15 protein-coding genes are annotated in these 17265 nt (G+C 61.1%); 10 read left to right on the forward strand and 5 right to left on the reverse strand.

Annotated features, from left to right (window positions below):
* The first annotated feature begins 42 nt into the window (after positions 1-42).
* The 7 genes from atpD to glmS all read left to right on the forward strand — a co-directional run bounded on the left by atpD (position 43) and on the right by glmS (position 8819).
* Positions 43-1419, forward strand: a complete 1377-nt coding sequence (gene atpD, locus FZZ93_RS14395; protein WP_149323011.1) for a F0F1 ATP synthase subunit beta — start codon at positions 43-45, stop codon at positions 1417-1419.
* Positions 1420-1443: 24 nt separating this feature from the next.
* Positions 1444-1872, forward strand: a complete 429-nt coding sequence (locus tag FZZ93_RS14400; protein ID WP_149323012.1) for a F0F1 ATP synthase subunit epsilon — start codon at positions 1444-1446, stop codon at positions 1870-1872.
* A 114-nt stretch (positions 1873-1986) separates the two neighbouring features.
* Positions 1987-3357 (forward strand): magnesium transporter, encoded by a 1371-nt coding sequence (gene mgtE / locus FZZ93_RS14405; RefSeq protein WP_149323013.1) that lies wholly within the window; start codon positions 1987-1989, stop codon positions 3355-3357.
* Positions 3358-3443: 86 nt separating this feature from the next.
* Positions 3444-4241: an undecaprenyl-diphosphate phosphatase gene (locus tag FZZ93_RS14410; protein WP_149323014.1), complete on the forward strand. Its 798-nt coding sequence runs from the start codon at positions 3444-3446 to the stop codon at positions 4239-4241.
* Between the two features lie 174 nt (positions 4242-4415).
* The gene (locus FZZ93_RS14415; protein ID WP_149323015.1) at positions 4416-5543 is read left to right on the forward strand and encodes an FAD:protein FMN transferase; all 1128 of its coding nucleotides are present in this window, start codon (positions 4416-4418) and stop codon (positions 5541-5543) included.
* Positions 5544-5604: 61 nt separating this feature from the next.
* Complete coding sequence (gene glmU, locus FZZ93_RS14420) at positions 5605-6975, forward strand: bifunctional UDP-N-acetylglucosamine diphosphorylase/glucosamine-1-phosphate N-acetyltransferase GlmU (RefSeq protein WP_187774541.1); 1371 nt, start codon at positions 5605-5607, stop codon at positions 6973-6975.
* A gap of 11 nt (positions 6976-6986) precedes the next feature.
* The gene (gene glmS, locus FZZ93_RS14425; protein WP_149323016.1) at positions 6987-8819 is read left to right on the forward strand and encodes a glutamine--fructose-6-phosphate transaminase (isomerizing); all 1833 of its coding nucleotides are present in this window, start codon (positions 6987-6989) and stop codon (positions 8817-8819) included.
* Positions 8820-8916: 97 nt separating this feature from the next.
* On the opposite strand, the gene nrdF is transcribed toward glmS, so the two are convergent.
* The 4 genes from nrdF to nrdH all read right to left on the reverse strand — a co-directional run bounded on the left by nrdF (position 8917) and on the right by nrdH (position 12821).
* The gene (nrdF, locus tag FZZ93_RS14430) at positions 8917-9891 is read right to left on the reverse strand and encodes a class 1b ribonucleoside-diphosphate reductase subunit beta (protein WP_149323017.1); all 975 of its coding nucleotides are present in this window, start codon (positions 9889-9891) and stop codon (positions 8917-8919) included.
* Between the two features lie 111 nt (positions 9892-10002).
* On the reverse strand, positions 10003-12189 hold the full coding sequence (nrdE, locus tag FZZ93_RS14435; protein ID WP_246146226.1) for a class 1b ribonucleoside-diphosphate reductase subunit alpha: 2187 nt from the start codon (positions 12187-12189) through the stop codon (positions 10003-10005).
* Positions 12179-12583: a class Ib ribonucleoside-diphosphate reductase assembly flavoprotein NrdI gene (nrdI, locus tag FZZ93_RS14440; RefSeq protein WP_149323018.1), complete on the reverse strand. Its 405-nt coding sequence runs from the start codon at positions 12581-12583 to the stop codon at positions 12179-12181. The genes nrdE and nrdI overlap by 11 nt, the downstream gene beginning before the upstream one ends.
* A gap of 13 nt (positions 12584-12596) precedes the next feature.
* The gene (nrdH, locus tag FZZ93_RS14445; protein WP_149323019.1) at positions 12597-12821 is read right to left on the reverse strand and encodes a glutaredoxin-like protein NrdH; all 225 of its coding nucleotides are present in this window, start codon (positions 12819-12821) and stop codon (positions 12597-12599) included.
* A gap of 336 nt (positions 12822-13157) precedes the next feature.
* Between nrdH and FZZ93_RS14450 the strand changes: the two genes are divergently transcribed.
* Together FZZ93_RS14450 and FZZ93_RS14455 are read left to right on the forward strand one after the other, a co-directional pair.
* On the forward strand, positions 13158-14018 hold the full coding sequence (locus tag FZZ93_RS14450; RefSeq protein WP_149323020.1) for a DUF72 domain-containing protein: 861 nt from the start codon (positions 13158-13160) through the stop codon (positions 14016-14018).
* A gap of 321 nt (positions 14019-14339) precedes the next feature.
* Positions 14340-15680, forward strand: coding sequence for a sodium-dependent transporter (locus FZZ93_RS14455; RefSeq protein WP_149323021.1), 1341 nt, complete (start codon positions 14340-14342; stop codon positions 15678-15680).
* A gap of 99 nt (positions 15681-15779) precedes the next feature.
* Here FZZ93_RS14455 and FZZ93_RS14460 read toward each other — a convergent pair whose 3' ends face one another.
* Positions 15780-15992 (reverse strand): PA3496 family putative envelope integrity protein, encoded by a 213-nt coding sequence (locus FZZ93_RS14460; RefSeq protein WP_149323022.1) that lies wholly within the window; start codon positions 15990-15992, stop codon positions 15780-15782.
* A gap of 244 nt (positions 15993-16236) precedes the next feature.
* Between FZZ93_RS14460 and hexR the strand changes: the two genes are divergently transcribed.
* Positions 16237-17094, forward strand: coding sequence for a transcriptional regulator HexR (hexR, locus tag FZZ93_RS14465; protein ID WP_149323023.1), 858 nt, complete (start codon positions 16237-16239; stop codon positions 17092-17094).
* Positions 17095-17265: the final 171 nt, after the last annotated feature.

A 17265-nucleotide genomic window follows, 5' to 3' on the forward strand; every position in this document is an offset into this window, starting at 1 on the left:
CGGCAAGCAGGTTTCATTTGCAGGTTTTTGAGAGGAACCAAGATGAGCGGACGTATCGTACAAATCATCGGCGCGGTGATTGACGTAGAGTTTCCGCGGGACGAAGTGCCCAAGGTCTACGACGCGCTGACGGTCTCGGACAGCGAGACCATCCTTGAGGTCCAGCAGCAGCTGGGCGACGGCGTGGTGCGCACTATCGCCATGGGCTCCACCGAGGGCCTGAAACGCGGTATCGAGATCGCCAGCACTGGTGCTGCCATTTCCGTGCCGGTGGGTGAAGCAACCCTCGGTCGGATCATGAACGTGCTGGGCCAGCCGATCGATGAGGCCGGCGAGATCGGTGAGCAGGAGCGCATGCCGATCCACCGCAAGGCACCCGGTTACGCCGATCAGGCGGCTACCGAGGAGCTGCTGGAGACCGGTATCAAGGTCATCGATCTGGTTTGTCCTTTCGCCAAGGGCGGCAAGGTAGGCCTGTTCGGTGGCGCCGGTGTCGGCAAGACCGTCAACATGATGGAGCTGATCCGTAACATCGCCACCGAGCATAGCGGTTACTCCGTGTTTGCCGGTGTCGGCGAGCGGACCCGCGAGGGCAACGACTTCTACCATGAAATGCAGGAGTCCAACGTCCTCGACAAGGTATCGCTGGTCTACGGTCAGATGAACGAACCGCCCGGCAACCGCCTGCGCGTGGCGCTGACCGGCCTGACCATCGCCGAGAAATTCCGCGATGAAGGCCGCGACGTGCTGTTGTTCGTCGACAACATCTACCGTTACACCCTGGCCGGTACCGAGGTATCCGCACTGTTGGGCCGCATGCCTTCCGCGGTGGGCTATCAGCCGACCTTGGCCGAGGAAATGGGTGTCCTGCAGGAGCGCATCACCTCCACCAAGACGGGGTCTATCACCTCCGTGCAGGCGGTCTACGTTCCCGCGGACGACCTGACCGACCCGTCGCCGGCGACCACCTTCTCGCACCTGGACGCCACCGTGGTACTGGCGCGTTCCATCGCCGAGCTGGGTATCTATCCGGCCATCGACCCGTTGGATTCCACCTCTCGTCAGCTGGATCCGCTGGTCATCGGTGAAGAGCACTACAAGGTGGCTCGCGGCGTGCAGGGCGTGCTGCAGCGCTACAAGGAGCTCAAGGATATCATCGCCATTCTGGGCATGGACGAGCTGTCCGACGAGGACAAGCAAACCGTGGCCCGAGCGCGCAAGATCCAGCGCTTCCTGTCGCAGCCGTTCTTCGTCGCCGAAGTATTCACTGGCGCTCCCGGCAAGTACGTCTCTCTCAAGGAGACTATCCGCGGGTTCCAGGGTATCCTCGAAGGCGAGTACGATGAGTTGCCGGAGCAGGCCTTCTACATGGTCGGCACCATCGACGAAGCCGTCGAGAAAGCCAACCAGATGAAGTAATCCCTCTACCTGGGAGACGTCATCATGACGAAAAGCATTAGATGCGAGGTCGTCAGCGCCGAGGCGTCGATCTACTCCGGCGAAGCCGAGCAGGTCGTGGCGGCCGGCAGCATGGGGGATCTCGGTATCCTCGGCGGCCACACACCGCTGTTGACCGAGCTGGCCCCCGGACCGGTGCGCATCGTCCGGGGCGGAGGTGAAGAAGATCACTTCTACGTCTCGGGGGGCTTCCTCGAGGTACAGCCCGAGGTGGTCACCGTGCTGGCCGATACCGCCGTGCGTGCCGACGATCTTGACGAAGCGGCCGCCGAGCAGGCTCGCCAGCAGGCGTTGCAGGCCATGAACGACAAGACCGCGGAGCTGGATTATACCCGTGCCTCGGCCGAGTTGGCCGAGGCCATGGCCCAGCTGCGTACCATTCAGCAGCTGCGTCGCAAGGCGGGTCGCGGCTGACGCCGGCAACGTGCTGAGCGTGGTTGATGAGAGCGCCTCCCGGATTCGCTTCGGGAGGCGTTTTCGTGTTCGTATCGGGTGAGCGTTCTGCACCCTCGATGGGAGAAGATCTCCATGTCACTCAACGAGTCCCTCGAGCAACACAAGGATGAACTGCTTCAGGCCCTGGAAAGGGATGATCGGGAGCGGCTGGATGCTCAATTGCCTGAACTGCGTTCGGCCGATATCGCCGAGATCCTTCAGGACCTGCTCGAGGGTGACGATGAACTGCGTGCCCGTGCCTTGCTGGATAGCCTTCCCCTGGAGCGCCAGGCCAGTGTTATCGGCTATCTGCATGGTGAAGAGCAGCTTGTCTTCACCTCGGCCATGCGCAACGACAAGTTGCAGGCGGTACTCGAGGACATGGGCTCCGACGAGCGAACCGACCTGTTCAAGGTGCTCGACGAGGATCGTCGCGAGGTACTGCTGCGGCGCATGGCGCATCGGGAGCGCGAGGAGCTCATGCGCCTGGCCAGCTACGAGGAAGGCACAGCCGGTGCCTTGATGACCTCCGACTATGTGGCGATCCCCATGGGCATGACTGTCTCGCGGGCGATGATGCGGGTGCGCCAGACCGCGCCGGATGCCGAGACGGTCTATCAGCTCTATGTGCTGGATGCCGAAGGGCGGCCGGCCGGGACCATGTCGTTACGCCAGTTGATGGTGGCCCGCCCCGGTGCCAAGGTCGACGAGCTGATGATCCGCGATGTCATCCATGCCACCGTGGATACGCCCCAGGAAGAAGTGGCTCGGCTCGTGGCGCGTTACGACATGCTAGCGGTGCCGGTGGTCGACGAGGATCGCCGGTTGGTCGGCATTGTCACTCACGATGACGCGCTGGACGTGGTCGAGTTCGAGGCCACCGAAGATATCCACAAGGGGATGTCCATCGGCCAGCTTGAGGATGGTGTCAGCCGAGTCCCCCTGCTCAGCCTCTATCGGAAGCGGGTGACCTGGTTGGTGCTGCTGGTATTCGGTAACCTCCTGTCGGGAGCCGGCATCGCGCACTTCGAGGACACTATCGCCGCTCAGGTCGCCCTGGTGTTCTTCCTACCGCTGTTGATCGGCAGTGGCGGCAACGCCGGCGCTCAGGCCGCGACCCTGATGGTGCGGGGCATGGCCACCGGGGATGTCGGGGTACGTGACTGGGGCAAGCTGCTGGGACGCGAGTTGCTGGTCGCGGGGGCGCTGGGCCTGACCATGGCCCTGGCGGTGGCGCCGATCGGCGTGATGCGCGGCGGTGAAGCGGTAGCGCTGGTGGTGGCGGTGAGCATGATCTCGATCGTGCTGTTCGGCAGCCTGCTCGGCATGTGCCTGCCGTTTGTGCTCGATCGGTTCGGCTGGGATCCGGCAACCGCATCGGCACCACTGGTGACCACCCTGATCGATGCGTCCGGGGTGTTGATCTATTTCAGTTTTGCGACCTTGATCTTGTCTAGTGGTTGAGTGAGCGGACAGATGGGCGTGGGATGTGTATCCTCGGGATCCGGCTGCCTGAGGGCACCGCTTCCCACTGAGATATAGAGTGCCCCATGGATTGGCTACAGATCGTTCTGCTTTCCATCGTCCAGGGACTGACCGAGTTCCTGCCGGTTTCCAGTTCCGCCCATCTGATTCTGGTACCTGTGTTGACCGACTGGCCGGATCAGGGGCTAGCGTTCGATGTGGCGCTGCATCTCGGCAGCCTGACGGCCGTGGTGCTCTATTTCCGTCATGAACTCGCGGCCATGGTGACCAGTTGGTGCCACAGCCTGGCAGGACGTGGTACCGACGAGGATGCCCGCCTGGCCTGGTGGGTATTGCTGGCGACGATTCCGGTCTGCGTGTTCGGCCTGATATTCAAGGATGTCATCGAAGGTGCCATGCGCTCCCCGCTGGTGCTGGCCGGCGGCCTGATCGTCTTTGGCCTGGTGCTCGGGTATGTCGATTGGCGTCATCGCGGCAAGCGAAGCGAGTACCGGATGAACTGGCGCGATGCCTTGTGGATCGGCCTGGCGCAGGCCCTGGCGTTGATTCCCGGCACCTCGCGTTCCGGTATCACGATGACCGCCGCGTTAATGCTGGGGCTGAATAGGGAAGCCGCGGCACGCTTCTCCTTCCTGTTGTCGGTTCCGGTGATTGTGCTGGCCGGTGGGCTGGAATCGCTGGAACTGATTCGCTCCCCGTTACCGGTGGACTGGATGGCCATGGCCGTGGGCGCCGTACTGTCGGGCATCAGTGCCTACCTGTGCATCCATTTTTTCCTGGCCTTCATCAAGCGGATCGGCATGCAGCCCTTCGTGGTCTATCGTCTCATTCTGGGCATTGCGCTGATCTGGTTGTTTGGCTGAAGTACTTCATCGAGCCGGAGGGAGGATGAGCTGTTCCGGCGACAAGTCTTCGCGAGGGCGCTGTAAACCCATCCCTGGGCGCTACATCCGCCATTCCCTGGCGGATGACCCTCGCTCCGCCTTGTCCCCGGCGCTCATCCTGTCCGCCGGTTGGGTTCCTTCTGGAGTTTTGTCATGTCACTTTCCAAACGTTACCTGGCTTCCCTGATAATGCTGCTGGCCATCTTGCTGGCCGGTTGCTCGAAGCAGAAGCTGGAAACGCCCGTCACCTTGCAGGGCGATATCTTCGGTACCTTCTATCAGGTGACCATCGCCGACCCGATAACCGCCGAGCGCCGGGATGCGCTGGAGCAAGGTATTCTCGATGAGCTGGAGGCGGTGGATGCCTCGATGTCGACTTATCGCGATGACGCCGAGCTGGTGGCCTTCAGCAAGGCACCGGTGGGGGAATGGCAGACGCTTTCCGCACCGTTGATCCATGTCCTGGATATCGCTCGATCCGTCGGCGAGGCCAGTGGCGGGGCCTTCGATGTGACCGTGGGGGGGCTGGTCAATCTGTGGAGCTTCGGGCCTGAGGCGCGTCCCGAGGAAGTGCCCGAGGATTCCCTTATCGAGCAGCGTCTCGCCGAGGTCGGTATGGATACCCTGGAGCTCGATGTCGAGACGAAGCGCGCACGACGACTAAAGGATGTCTTCGTCGACCTCTCCGGTGTGGCCAAGGGCTATGCGACCGACCAGGTCGCTGCCTATCTGGCTGATCAGGGCGTGGAGAACTATCTGGTCAACCTGGGTGGAGAGGTCAAGGTGGATGGCCATCGCGATGGTGAGAGCGAGTCCTGGCGTATCGGCGTCGAGGTACCACGCAACGGGCGTCCGCAAGCCGAACATGTGCTGCCTCTGGAAGACATTTCGGTGGCCACCTCGGGCGACTACCGCAATTACTTCGAGGTCGACGGACACCGCTATTCGCATACCATCGATCCCCGCACTGGCCGTCCGATCCAGCATCGTCTCGCCTCGGTAACGATCATCGATCCATCCAACGCCCGGGCTGATGCCTGGGCCACGGCCATGACGGTGCTCGGCGAGCAAGAAGGAATGACCTTGGCCCGGCGCCATGACCTGGCGGTGTTGATGCTGGTACGTCAGGGGGATGGCTGGCAGAGTCTGGCGAGTCCCGCCTTCGCGGCATATTTCGGTCGTGCCATGGTCGACAAGATGGGGATCGAGGTGGCGGAGGATGCTGACAACGGGAACAACGAGAGTATCGCCGAGGGTGAAGATGGCGAAAAAGGGAACTGACATGGCCAGTAACGTGGCCGAACGCCTAGAATGATTTGGATCTGATGAGTGGACAAGGATCATGATGACCCTCGATGTGGTGATTCTCGCAGCGGGCAAAGGGACGCGCATGCGCTCCTCGCTGCCCAAGGTATTGCATCCGTTGGCGGGCAAGCCGATGGTGAGCCATATACTCGATACTACCTCGGGCCTCGAGGCCGAGCGGACCCATGTGGTGGTCGGGCATGGTGCAGAGCGGTTGCGCGAGGCATTGGCCGAGTACCCGGTGAATTTCGTCATGCAGGCCGAGCAGAAGGGCACCGGCCATGCTGTGGCCCAATCCCTGGAAGGGCTTGGCGAGGGCAAGGTGCTTGTGCTCTACGGCGATGTTCCGTTGATCCAGCGCGATACCCTGAGAACCCTGCTGGCCCCCGTCGATGAAGACCACATGGGGCTGTTGACGGTGACCCTGGAGGATCCCACTGGCTATGGCCGGATCCTGCGTAACGAGGCCGGCGAGGCGGTGGCCATTGTCGAGCAGAAGGACGCCAATGAGCAGCAGCGGGCGGTGCGCGAGTGCAATACCGGCATCATGGCCATGACCACTGCTCAGTTGCGTCGTTGGTTGCCCCAGCTGTCGGCCGAGAATGCCCAGGGCGAGTATTACCTCACCGATGTCATCGCCATGGCCGCTGCCGAAGGCGTGAAGGTCACCACCGCCGAGCCATCGCGTCCGGTCGAAGTGGAAGGGGTCAATGATCGCCGCCAGATGGCCCGGCTGGAGCGGACGCTGCAGACCGATATCGCCGAGTCGCTGATGGTGCAAGGCGTGGCCTTGCGCGATCCGTCGCGCCTGGATGTAAGGGGGAGCCTCAAGTGCGGCCACGATGTCGAGATCGATGTCGGCTGCGTCTTCGAGGGCGATGTCGAGCTGGGAGAGGGTGTGCGTGTCGGTTCGCATTGTGTGATCCGCGACAGCCATATCGGTGCCGAGACGGTCATCGAACCTCACAGTGTCATCGAAGGGGCCGTGGTGGCTGGTCACAATCAGCTCGGCCCCTTTGCCCGCCTGCGCCCGGGGACCCGCCTGGCGGTTGGCGCCCGGGTTGGCAATTTCGTCGAGACCAAGAATGCCGAGATCGGCGAGGGTTCCAAGATCAATCACCTGAGTTATGTCGGTGACGCGCGCCTCGGGCGGGGTGTCAACGTGGGCGCGGGAACCATCACCTGCAATTATGATGGCGCCAACAAGCACCTCACCGAGATTGGCGACGACGCCTTCATCGGTTCCAATACAGCTCTGGTGGCACCGGTCAGCGTGGGCAGGGGGGCTACCGTGGGGGCTGGCTCCACGATCAATCGCGATGTCGCCGACAATACCCTGGCGGTTGAGCGGTCTAGGGTGATCAGCAAGGCTGACTGGCAGCGCCCTGCCAAGCGTAAGGACCACTGAGGAGATTCGGTATGTGTGGCATCGTTGGTGCCGTTGCCCAGCGCAACGTACAAGGAATCCTGCGTGAAGGGCTCTTGCGCCTGGAATATCGCGGTTATGATTCGGCAGGCATGGTCGTACGGGGCACCGACGGACGTCTGCAACGTCGTCGGGCCTTGGGCAAGGTGGCGGCTCTCGAGGAAAAGCTGGAGGCGTCGCCGCTCACCGGCCACAGCGGCATCGCGCATACCCGTTGGGCGACCCACGGGCGTCCCAGCGAAGAAAATGCTCATCCTCACCAGTCCGGCGAGCGTCTGGCGGTGGTGCACAATGGCATCATCGAGAATCACGAAGCCCTTCGGGCTGAGCTGGAAAGCGCCGACTACGATTTTACTTCCCAGACCGATACCGAAGTCATCGCACACCTGATAGAGCGCGAAGCACGTGCCGTGGATCTGCTGACGGCGGTACAGACGGTGATCGCGCGGCTTGATGGTGCCTATGCCCTGGGCGTGATCCATGCCAACGAGCCGGATGTGGTGATCGGCGCGCGCAAGGGCAGCCCCCTGGTGGTTGGGGTCGGCATCGAGGAAGCCTTCCTGGCCTCGGATCCACTGGCCTTGCTGCAGGTCACCGATCGCTTCATCTACCTCGAGGAAGGTGATGTGGTGAGGCTCTCCGCCGGCGGCGGTATCGAGGTCTTCGATGCCTCGGGTCAGGTCGTCGAGCGTGAGATCCAGACCTTCGAGCATGGCGATGGCAGTGCCAGCAAGGGCGACTATCGTCACTTCATGCTCAAGGAGATCCACGAGCAGCCGGCGGTCATCGCCGAGACCCTTGAGGGTCGGCTCGGCGATCGCTCGGTGCTGGTGGAGAGTTTCGGCCCCGGCGCCGAGGCGCTGTTCTCCAGGGCTGCCCAGATTCATCTGGTGGCCTGCGGAACCAGCTATCATGCTGGCCTCGTGGCGCGCTACTGGCTGGAGCGTTACGCCGGCATACCGGTGCAGGTGGAGGTTGCCTCCGAGTATCGATATCGCCAAGTAGTGGTGCCCGAGAACACGCTTTTCGTGACGCTATCCCAGTCCGGTGAGACCGCCGATACCCTGGCAGCGCTGCGTTTTGCCAAGAAAAGTGGCTACCTGGGAAGCCTGGCCATTTGCAATGTGCCGGGCAGCTCCCTGGCGCGCGAGTCCGACCTGACGCTGATGACCCGGGCCGGCCCGGAGATTGGCGTGGCCTCGACCAAGGCCTTTACCACTCAGTTGACCGCCCTGATGCTGCTGACCCTGGCGCTGGGCCGCGTTCATGGCCAGGATGAAGAGGAACAGGCGAGCCTGGTCGAGGCCCTGCGCAGGCTTCCCGCCCAGGTCGAGCGGGTTCTGGCGCTGGATGCGCAGATCGAAGACTTATCCACGGCCTTCGCCGAGAAGCACCATGCTCTCTTCCTAGGCCGTGGTGCCCACTTCCCGGTGGCACTGGAGGGGGCGCTCAAGCTCAAGGAAATCTCCTACATCCACGCCGAGGCCTATCCGGCGGGAGAGCTCAAGCATGGTCCCTTGGCGCTGGTCGACAGCGACATGCCGGTGGTCTCGGTGGCGCCCAACGACGAGCTGCTCGACAAGTTGAAATCGAACCTTCAGGAGGTCAGGGCGCGGGGGGGCGAGCTCTTCGTCTTCGCCGACGAAGGCGTCGGCCTGTCCAGCGACGATGGCATCCGGGTCCTGCATCTGCCGCCCATCGAGGAGGCGTTGGCGCCGATCCTCTACACCTTGCCGCTGCAGTTGCTGTCCTACCATGTCGCGGTGCTCAAGGGCACCGATGTGGATCAACCCCGCAACCTGGCGAAGTCGGTGACGGTGGAGTAGCGAGCTGCCACGGCCCTTTGGGGGGATGTCCACAAGATGACGCCGGGGCCTGGGCCCCGGCGTTGTCGTATTGGTATGAAGCGCAGCGGGAATGAGCTCAGAAGGCCCAGTCCTCGTCTTCCGTCCGCTCGGTGCGGCCGATCACATAGGAAGAGCCCGACCCCGAAAAGAAGTCGTGGTTCTCTTCGGCGCCCGGCGAGAGCGCGGCCAGAATGGCCGGGTCGACGGCCTCGGTGGCGTTCGGGAACAGCGCCTCGTAACCCAGGTTCATCAACGCCTTGTTGGCGTTGTAGTGCAGAAATGCCTTGACGTCCTCGGTCAGGCCGACCTCGTCATACAGCGACTCGGTGTACTGGACCTCGTTGTCGTAGAGGTCGAGCAGCAGGTCGTAGGTGGTGTCCTTGATCTGGCGCTGGCGCTCGGCGGATTCCTGCTCCAGGGCACGCTGGAACTTGTAGCCGATGTAGTAGCCGTGTACGGCCTCGTCACGGATGATCAGGCGAATCAAGTCGGCGGTATTGGTCAGCTTGCCGCGGCTCGACCAGTACATCGGCAGGTAGAATCCTGAATAGAACAGGAAGGACTCGAGGAATACGCTGGCGACCTTGCGCATCAGCGGGTCGTCGGTGCGGTAGCGATCGAGGATCAGCTCCGCCTTGTTCTGCAGGTGCGTGTTTTCCTCGCTCCAGCGGTAGGCGTCGTCGACATCGCGGGTGGCGCACAGCGTCGAGAAGATCGAGCTGTAGGAGCGTGCGTGCACCGATTCCATGAAGCTGATGTTGGTGAACACGGCTTCTTCGTGGGGCGTCACTGCATCCTCGATCAGTGCCGGCGCGCCGATCGTGCCCTGAATGGTGTCGAGCAGCGTCAGGCCGGTGAAGACCCGAATGGTCAGTTGCTGCTCGCGTTCGTTAAGGGTGTTCCACGATGGCACATCATTGGACAGCGGAATTTTCTCCGGTAGCCAGAAGTTGCTGGTGAGCCGGTTCCACACCTCGAGATCCTTTTCGTCCTGGAGGCGGTTCCAGTTGATGGCATCGACGCGTTTCAGTCGAGCGGTCATGGCGTTCATCTCATCCGGTTGTCATGCGGGGCGTGGTGGCGCTCCGAGAGAAGTAAAAACCGTTGCTTCAGGAGGTGGCTTTCCGGCACCTACTGTCATTGAGAGCCTGGAAATGCTCTCTTAGAGGGTGCAGGACACACACCCTTCCACCTCTGTCCCCTCCAGTGCCGCCTGGCGCAGCCGCACGTAGTAGATCGTCTTGATGCCCTTGCGCCAGGCATAGATCTGCGCGCGGTTGATGTCCCGCGTGGTGGCAGTGTCGCGGAAGAACAGGGTCAACGACAGGCCCTGGTCGACGTGCTGGGTGGCTTCGGCATAGGTGTCGATGATCTTCTCGGGACCGATCTCGTAGGCGTCGCGATAGTAGTCCTGGTTGTCATCGTTCAAGTAGGGCGCCGGATAGTAGACGCGGCCCAGCTTGCCTTCCTTGCGGATCTCGATCTTCGACACCACCGGGTGAATACTCGAGGTGGCGTGATTGATGTAGGAAATCGAGCCGGTTGGTGGTACTGCCTGCAGGTTGCGGTTGAACAGGCCATGTTGCATCACTGAAGCCTTGAGCTCGCGCCAGTCCTCGCACGTGGGGATCTGGATGCCGGCATTGTCGAACAGCTCGCGGACCCGCTGTGTCCGGGGTTGCCATTCGTTTTCGGTGTACTTGTCGAAGTAGCTGCCGCTGGCGTAGGCGGAATTCTCGAAGCCGGCGAAGCGCTCGTCACGCTCGATGGCCAGCCGGTTCGAGGCGCGTACGGCGTGATAGGTGATGGTGTAGAAGTAGATGTTGGTGAAATCCAGCCCTTCTTCGGAACCGTAATGAATGTGCTCGCGGGCCAGAAAACCATGCAGGTTCATCTGTCCCAGGCCGATGGCGTGGGATCTGGCATTGGCCTCGGCGATAGAGGGAACCGAGCGAATGTCGCTCATCTCGGAGACCGCGCTCAAGGCGCGCACGGCCGTCTCGACACTGGTTCCGAAATCCGGGGAGTCCATGACCCGGGCGATGTTGAGCGAACCCAGGTTGCAGGAAATATCCTCGCCGGTATGGCGATAATCCAGGTCGTCGTCGTACTCGCTGGGCGAATTGACCTGCAGGATTTCCGAGCAGAGGTTGCTCATGTTGATACGCCCGGCGATGGGGTTGTCGCGATTGGCGGTATCCTCGAACAGCACATAGGGGTAGCCGGATTCGAACTGCAGTTCGGCGAGTGTCTGGAAGAGTTCCCGGGCATCGGTCTTGGTCTTGCGGATGCGCGCATCGTCGACCATTTCCTGGTATTTCTCGGTCACGCTGATGTCGCCGAAGGGCACGCCATAGACGCGCTCGACATCATAAGGCGAGAACAGATACATCGGCTCGTTGCGCTTGGCCAGCTCGAAGGTGATGTCGGGAATCACCACGCCCAGCGACAGAGTCTTGATGCGGATCTTCTCGTCGGCATTCTCGCGCTTGGTATCGAGAAAACGCAGGATATCGGGATGGTGCACGTTGAGGTAGACCGCCCCGGCCCCCTGGCGTGCGCCCAATTGGTTGGCGTACGAGAAGGCGTCCTCCAGTAGCTTCATGATCGGGATAACGCCCGACGACTGGTTGGCAATGCGCTTGATCGGTGCGCCGGATTCACGAACATTGCTGAGCGAGAAGGCCACTCCGCCGCCGCGCTTGGAGAGTTGCAGCGCCGAGTTGATGGCGCGGCCGATCGATTCCATGTTGTCCTCGATCCGCAGCAGGAAGCATGAGACCAGCTCGCCGCGCTGTTGCTTGCCGCAGTTGAGGAAGGTCGGTGTGGCGGGCTGGAAACGGCCATGCAGAATCTCGTCGACCAGGGTTCGGGCCAGTGCCTCGTCGCCACGGGCCAGAGTCAGGGCGACCATGCAGACGCGATCCTCGAAACGCTCCAGATAACGGCGCCCATCGAATGTCTTGAGGGTGTAGCTGGTGTAGTACTTGAAGGCGCCGAGGAAGCTCTGGAAGCGAAACTTCAGCGCATAGGCCTGATCGAACAGCGCCTTGACGAAGGCCGCATCGTACTGTGCGAGTACTTCTCCTTCGTAATAGCCTTCCTCGACCAGGTAATCCAGCTTCTCTTCCAGGGTGTGGAAGAACACCGTGTTCTGATTGACGTGCTGGAGGAAATACTGACGTGCCGCTTCCTTGTCGGCATCCAGCTGCAGGCGGCCGTCAGTGTCATAGAGGTTGAGCATGGCATTGAGCGCATGAAAGTCCAGCACCTTCGGCGCCGCATGATCGGCGTTAGCCATTGCCGTTTCCTCTGTTTCGTCGGGGTGAGTCAGGGTGTCATCCAGCATCGTCGATCTCCATGGCCAGGCACTCGCGTACCTTGGCGACATCCTCGGGGGTTCCCATCAGCTCGAAGCGATGAAGCAGCGGTACCTGGCACTTTTGAGCAATGACACGGCCCGCCAGGCAGTAAGCGCTGCCGAAGTTGGTATTGCCGCCCGCCACCACGCCCCGGATCAGGGCGCGGTTGTGCTCATCGTTGAGAAAGCGGATCACCGGGGCCGGCACCGCCGTACGGGGGTCGCCATCACCATAGGTGGGTACCACCAGAACGAAGGGGTGCTGCACACGCAGGGCTTTCTCATTGCGGCTCAGCGGTATTCGCTGGGCGGGCAAGCCGAGCTTCTCCACGAAACGTCGTGTATTGCCCGATTGCGTCGAGAAATAGACCAGTTCGCTCACGCTCGTCTCCGTATCAGCTGGCCAGCTGACGAATGCGCTCCGGACGGAAACCGGACCAGTGCTCGTCTGCGGCAACCACCACGGGCAGTTGGCGATAGCCGAGCTGGCGAACGGTGTCGGCCGCCTCGGGCTCCTTGCTGATATCCACTACGGTGTAGTCGAGACCCTGCTTGTCGAGAGCACGGTAGGTGGCGTGACATTGCATGCAGTCGGGTGAGCTATAAATCTTAATGAACATGATATAGATTCTCGCTTAAAACAGTCTCAACACAGCTCGGCGGGCCGAAACCCTGGATAGGGCCGCTATGACAGCGACACCTCAATTATACTACATATGGTGCCAAGATAGCACACGTTGTGAAGATATGGTGTCCTGCGACGATTTGTACCATCGGGAAGCATCATCGAACAACGAAAACTCCGGAAAGGCGGCATGGTGGGAGGGATGGCGCCTCACGGGGAAGGGGGATCAAGGAGAAAGGTGATCGAGGGGGCGGTGGCTCGTATAGTGTGACCCTCGGTTCATGTGCCGAGAGTGGGCGGTGCCAACGGGGAAAGGGATGGATATACAGCGATGAATGGACGATTGCACCTGGGGTTACCGATGTGGGCCAACGATGCCTGGCGAGGCAGCCTGTATCCACCCCATGGAGCTACGGAAGGCCACCTCGGCGATTACGCCAGGGTCTTTTCGGCGGTCGAGGGCAATACCACCTTTTATAGCGGGGCACCGAAGGCGGAGACCGTGGCGGCCTGGGCGCACCAGGTGCCGGCCGATTTCCGGTTCTGCTTCAAGCTGCCGTCAAACCTGACGCATGAGCGTCGTCTGGAAGACATCGAGGCGTCTTTCGATGCCTTTCTCGAGGCACTCGATCCTCTGCGGACTCGGCTTGGCCCTATGCTGGTCCAGTTACCCCGGGATTTCGGTGCCGATGAGCTTCCCAAGCTTCAGGCATTGCTGACACGCTGGCCAAGCGACATTCCCTGTGGTGTCGAGGTTCGCCATAGTGAATTTTTCCACAAGGGGACGGCCGAGACAGAACTCAACAGGTTGTTGATAAGTCACGGTGTCAATCGGGTCATGCTCGATGTCCGCCCGCTGTTCTCCACAACGGCCCAAGGCCATCCTGGCATGATCAAGGCCCAGGGAGAAAAGCCCAAGCGCCCGTTACATGTGATTTCCACAGGAGATTTTCCTGTGGTGCGCTTTATCGGCCATATCGATGCCGAGATCAATATGCATTACTTCCAGCCCTGGATCGCCAGGATAAGTCTGTGGATAAAGCAGGGGATAACGCCTTTCCTTTTTGTGCATACCGCCGATAATCGTCACTCTCCGCAGATGGCGCGACGCCTCTATGATGCCCTCGCCGGGCAGATCGGATTATCGCCCCTGCCCGAATTCGCCGGGGAGCGACAGGCCGAGCTGTTCTGATTCTTATGGCAAAGCGCATGTCGATGACTGGCCATCAAGCGTATGATCGGATATTTTTACGGCTTGATCGTCACTTGCCATGGGGTATTGCAGGATTCTGCGCTTATCCTGCGTGATTTTTCCGCAGTGCCCTTCAGGCATTCCCGCTGCGTCGTACGATGTCCGCGGGTGGCCGTCTTGGCAGTGATCCTGCATCGGCACCTATCATGCCCTTGAAAGCAGCGCTTTGTGATCCAGTGCGCTGTGAACGTGGCGACTACAAGCACAACGCCGTTATCGCATCCGATCGATCGATGACGACACGTACCCTCAAGGTGAAACATGTCGAAACTTTCCCATGCACAGTGGTCATCTCGGCTGACCTTTATCCTCGCGGCGACCGGTTCTGCGGTCGGCCTGGGCAATATCTGGAAATTCCCCTACATGGTAGGCGACAGCGGCGGCGCGGCCTTCGTGTTGATCTACCTGTTATGTATCGCGTTGGTGGGCCTGCCGATCCTGGTGGCGGAGTGGTTGGTCGGTCGTCGCGGCCAGAACAACCCGGCCAATGCCATGGCCGATCTGGCCAAGTCGGCGGGGCAACCACGTATCTGGATGATCGTGGGGATCAGCGGCATTCTCGGTGCCTTCCTCATCCTGTCCTTTTATAGCGTGATCGGTGGCTGGTCGCTCTATTACACCCTGAGTTCGGTGACCGGCGCCTTCAGTGGTCAGGATGCCGATGGCATCGGTGGATTGTTCAACGGCATGCTGGGTAATCCCGGACTGCTGTTGTTGGGGCATTCGGTCTTCATGCTGCTGGTGATCGGCATCGTTGCCCGCGGCGTGACCAAGGGGCTGGAGGGCGCCGTGCGCACTCTGATGCCCGCGCTCGGCGTGCTGTTGCTGGTACTGGTGGGCTATGGCATGACCACCGGTCACTTCGGCGAAGCACTCGGGTTCATGTTCAATCCCGATTTCGGTGCGCTGAACGGTGGTGTCGTGCTGGCTGCCATGGGGCAGGCCTTCTTCACCCTCTCGCTGGGCATGGGCATCATGATGGCCTATGGCTCCTACTTGGGTAAGGAGGTCAACCTGCTCAAGACCGCCCGTACGGTGATCATTCTCGATACCGTAGTGGCCCTGGTTGCGGGCCTGGCGATCTTCCCCATCGTCTTTGCCAATGGCCTCGATCTCGACTCTGGACCGGGACTGATCTTCGTTACCCTGCCGCTGGCCTTCGGCAATATGACAGGCGGTGTCATTCTGGGACTGTTGTTCTTCCTGCTGTTGACCTTTGCTGCCCTGACGTCGGCCATTTCGCTGCTCGAGCCAGTGGTTGAATTCGTTGAAGAGCGTACGCCGTTGTCGCGTATCAGTTCGACTCTGGTTGCCGGCGTGGCAACCTGGATTCTGGGCATCGCCGCACTGCTCGCCTTCAATGTGTGGAGCGATGTGTTGATTTTCGGCTTCAACGTCTTCGACTTCCTCGACACCCTGACCAGCAAGTATCTGCTGCCGTTGACCGGGTTGTTCGCGATCATCTTCGTCGGCTGGGTGCTGGATCGTGACGGTGTGTGTCGGGAACTGCAGCTCGGCGATACTGGTGCCAAGATCTGGACCCTGGTCTCGCGCTTCATCGCGCCTCTGGGCGTGATTGTGGTGTTCATTTCCAGCCTCTAAGGGGCTGAAGGCACCGCATTCTCGAGTGTGACACTCCCGTGAGCCCCGCTTCGGCGGGGCTCCGTGTTGGCGTCGTGCGCCGCTTCGGGAGGTTGGCGATCAGTGCATGTCGTCGCTCGGTCCGTCCTCGGGAAGCTCGGCGATATCCTGGCTCAGGCGCTTGAACTCCTCGTGGAGCTCGATACCACGGCGGGCACGCAGATTGCGTTGGGCCGCGGAACGGGAGCGCTGCTCATGTTCGCTGACTTCCATGCTCATGAAGATGTCGAGAAGTTCGCTCTTGACGGAGGTTACCCGTTCGGCTTTATGCATGATCGACTCTCCTGTCTGCAGTGAGTGTGCCGGCATCCTGGACGCTGCCCGACACTGCACTTCTTACTATACCCCACTTGACAGAATGATGACGCCGCGTCAACTAAAGCCTGCATTGTCTCGCTGAACACTTGGGTGCGCATTGCTACATAGCTTGGGGCATACTGTGTGCATCGAGATCCTCAACACATGCGCGGGGTGCCGAGAATCATGCCCGTGAGCCGTAACAACGAAGGAGTGCCGCGTGAGCCTTGGCCTGTTCGATGAGATGAGACGTCGCATGGAGCACTTTCGCCGCTCCGAGCAGAAGGTGGCGCGTTTCGTGCTGCGCAATCCCGAAGAAGTTATCCACATGCGCATCGTAGACCTGGCCACTGAGGCCAAGGTCAGTGAGCCAACAGTGGTGCGGTTCTGTCGGGCACTGGGCTGCAACGGTTTTCAGGACTTCAAGCTCAAGCTGGCGCAGATGCTGGCGACGGGTAGCCAGTTTGCTCAGTTCTCGATGAACGACAGCGACTCGGTGGCGGAATTCTCCCAAAGCATCTTCGATTCCACCGTCGGCACCTTGCTCTCGGTACGCGACCGGCTGGACAACGAATCGCTGAGCCAGGCGATCAATGCGCTGGCCATGGCCAATCGCGTGGAATTCTATGGATTCGGTGCCTCCGGGGCGGTTGCCTTCGATGCCCAGCACAAGTTCTTCCGCCTGCAGATTTCCACGGCCGCTTATAACGATCCGCACATGCAGAACATGTCGGCGGCGACCCTCAAGGAGGGAGATGTGGTCGTGGCGATTTCCCAGACCGGCCGCACCCGGGCGCTGGTGGCCAGCGTGCGTCTGGCGCGCGACGCCGGCGCCACGGTGATCGGCCTGTGCCCGAGCGACACCCCCCTGGCTAGTGAAGTGACATTGCCGCTTTATATCGACGTGCACGAAGACACCGAGATCTATACGCCGATGAGCTCACGCATCGCTCACCTGGTGCTGGTCGATGTGCTGGCGGTGGGCGTGGCCAAGACCCGCGGCCCCAAGCTCGCCGAACAACTCAAGGCAGTGAAACGCAGCCTCAACCCACTGCGTTTCCCCGAAGAGGACGCATAAGCTCGAGTCACGAGTCACGAGTCACGAGTCACGAGTCACGAGATTCGAGCGGTGAGCGGGAAGCTTGACAGTGCGGAGGCTGGGAACACGATCTGCTCGAAGCTCGAAGCTCGAAGCTCGAAGCTCGAAGCTCGAAGCTCGAAGCTCGAAGCTCGAAGCTCGAAGCTCGAA

Origin of the sequence: Halomonas eurihalina, assembly GCF_008274785.1 — a bacterium.
GTDB lineage: Bacteria > Pseudomonadota > Gammaproteobacteria > Pseudomonadales > Halomonadaceae > Halomonas > Halomonas eurihalina.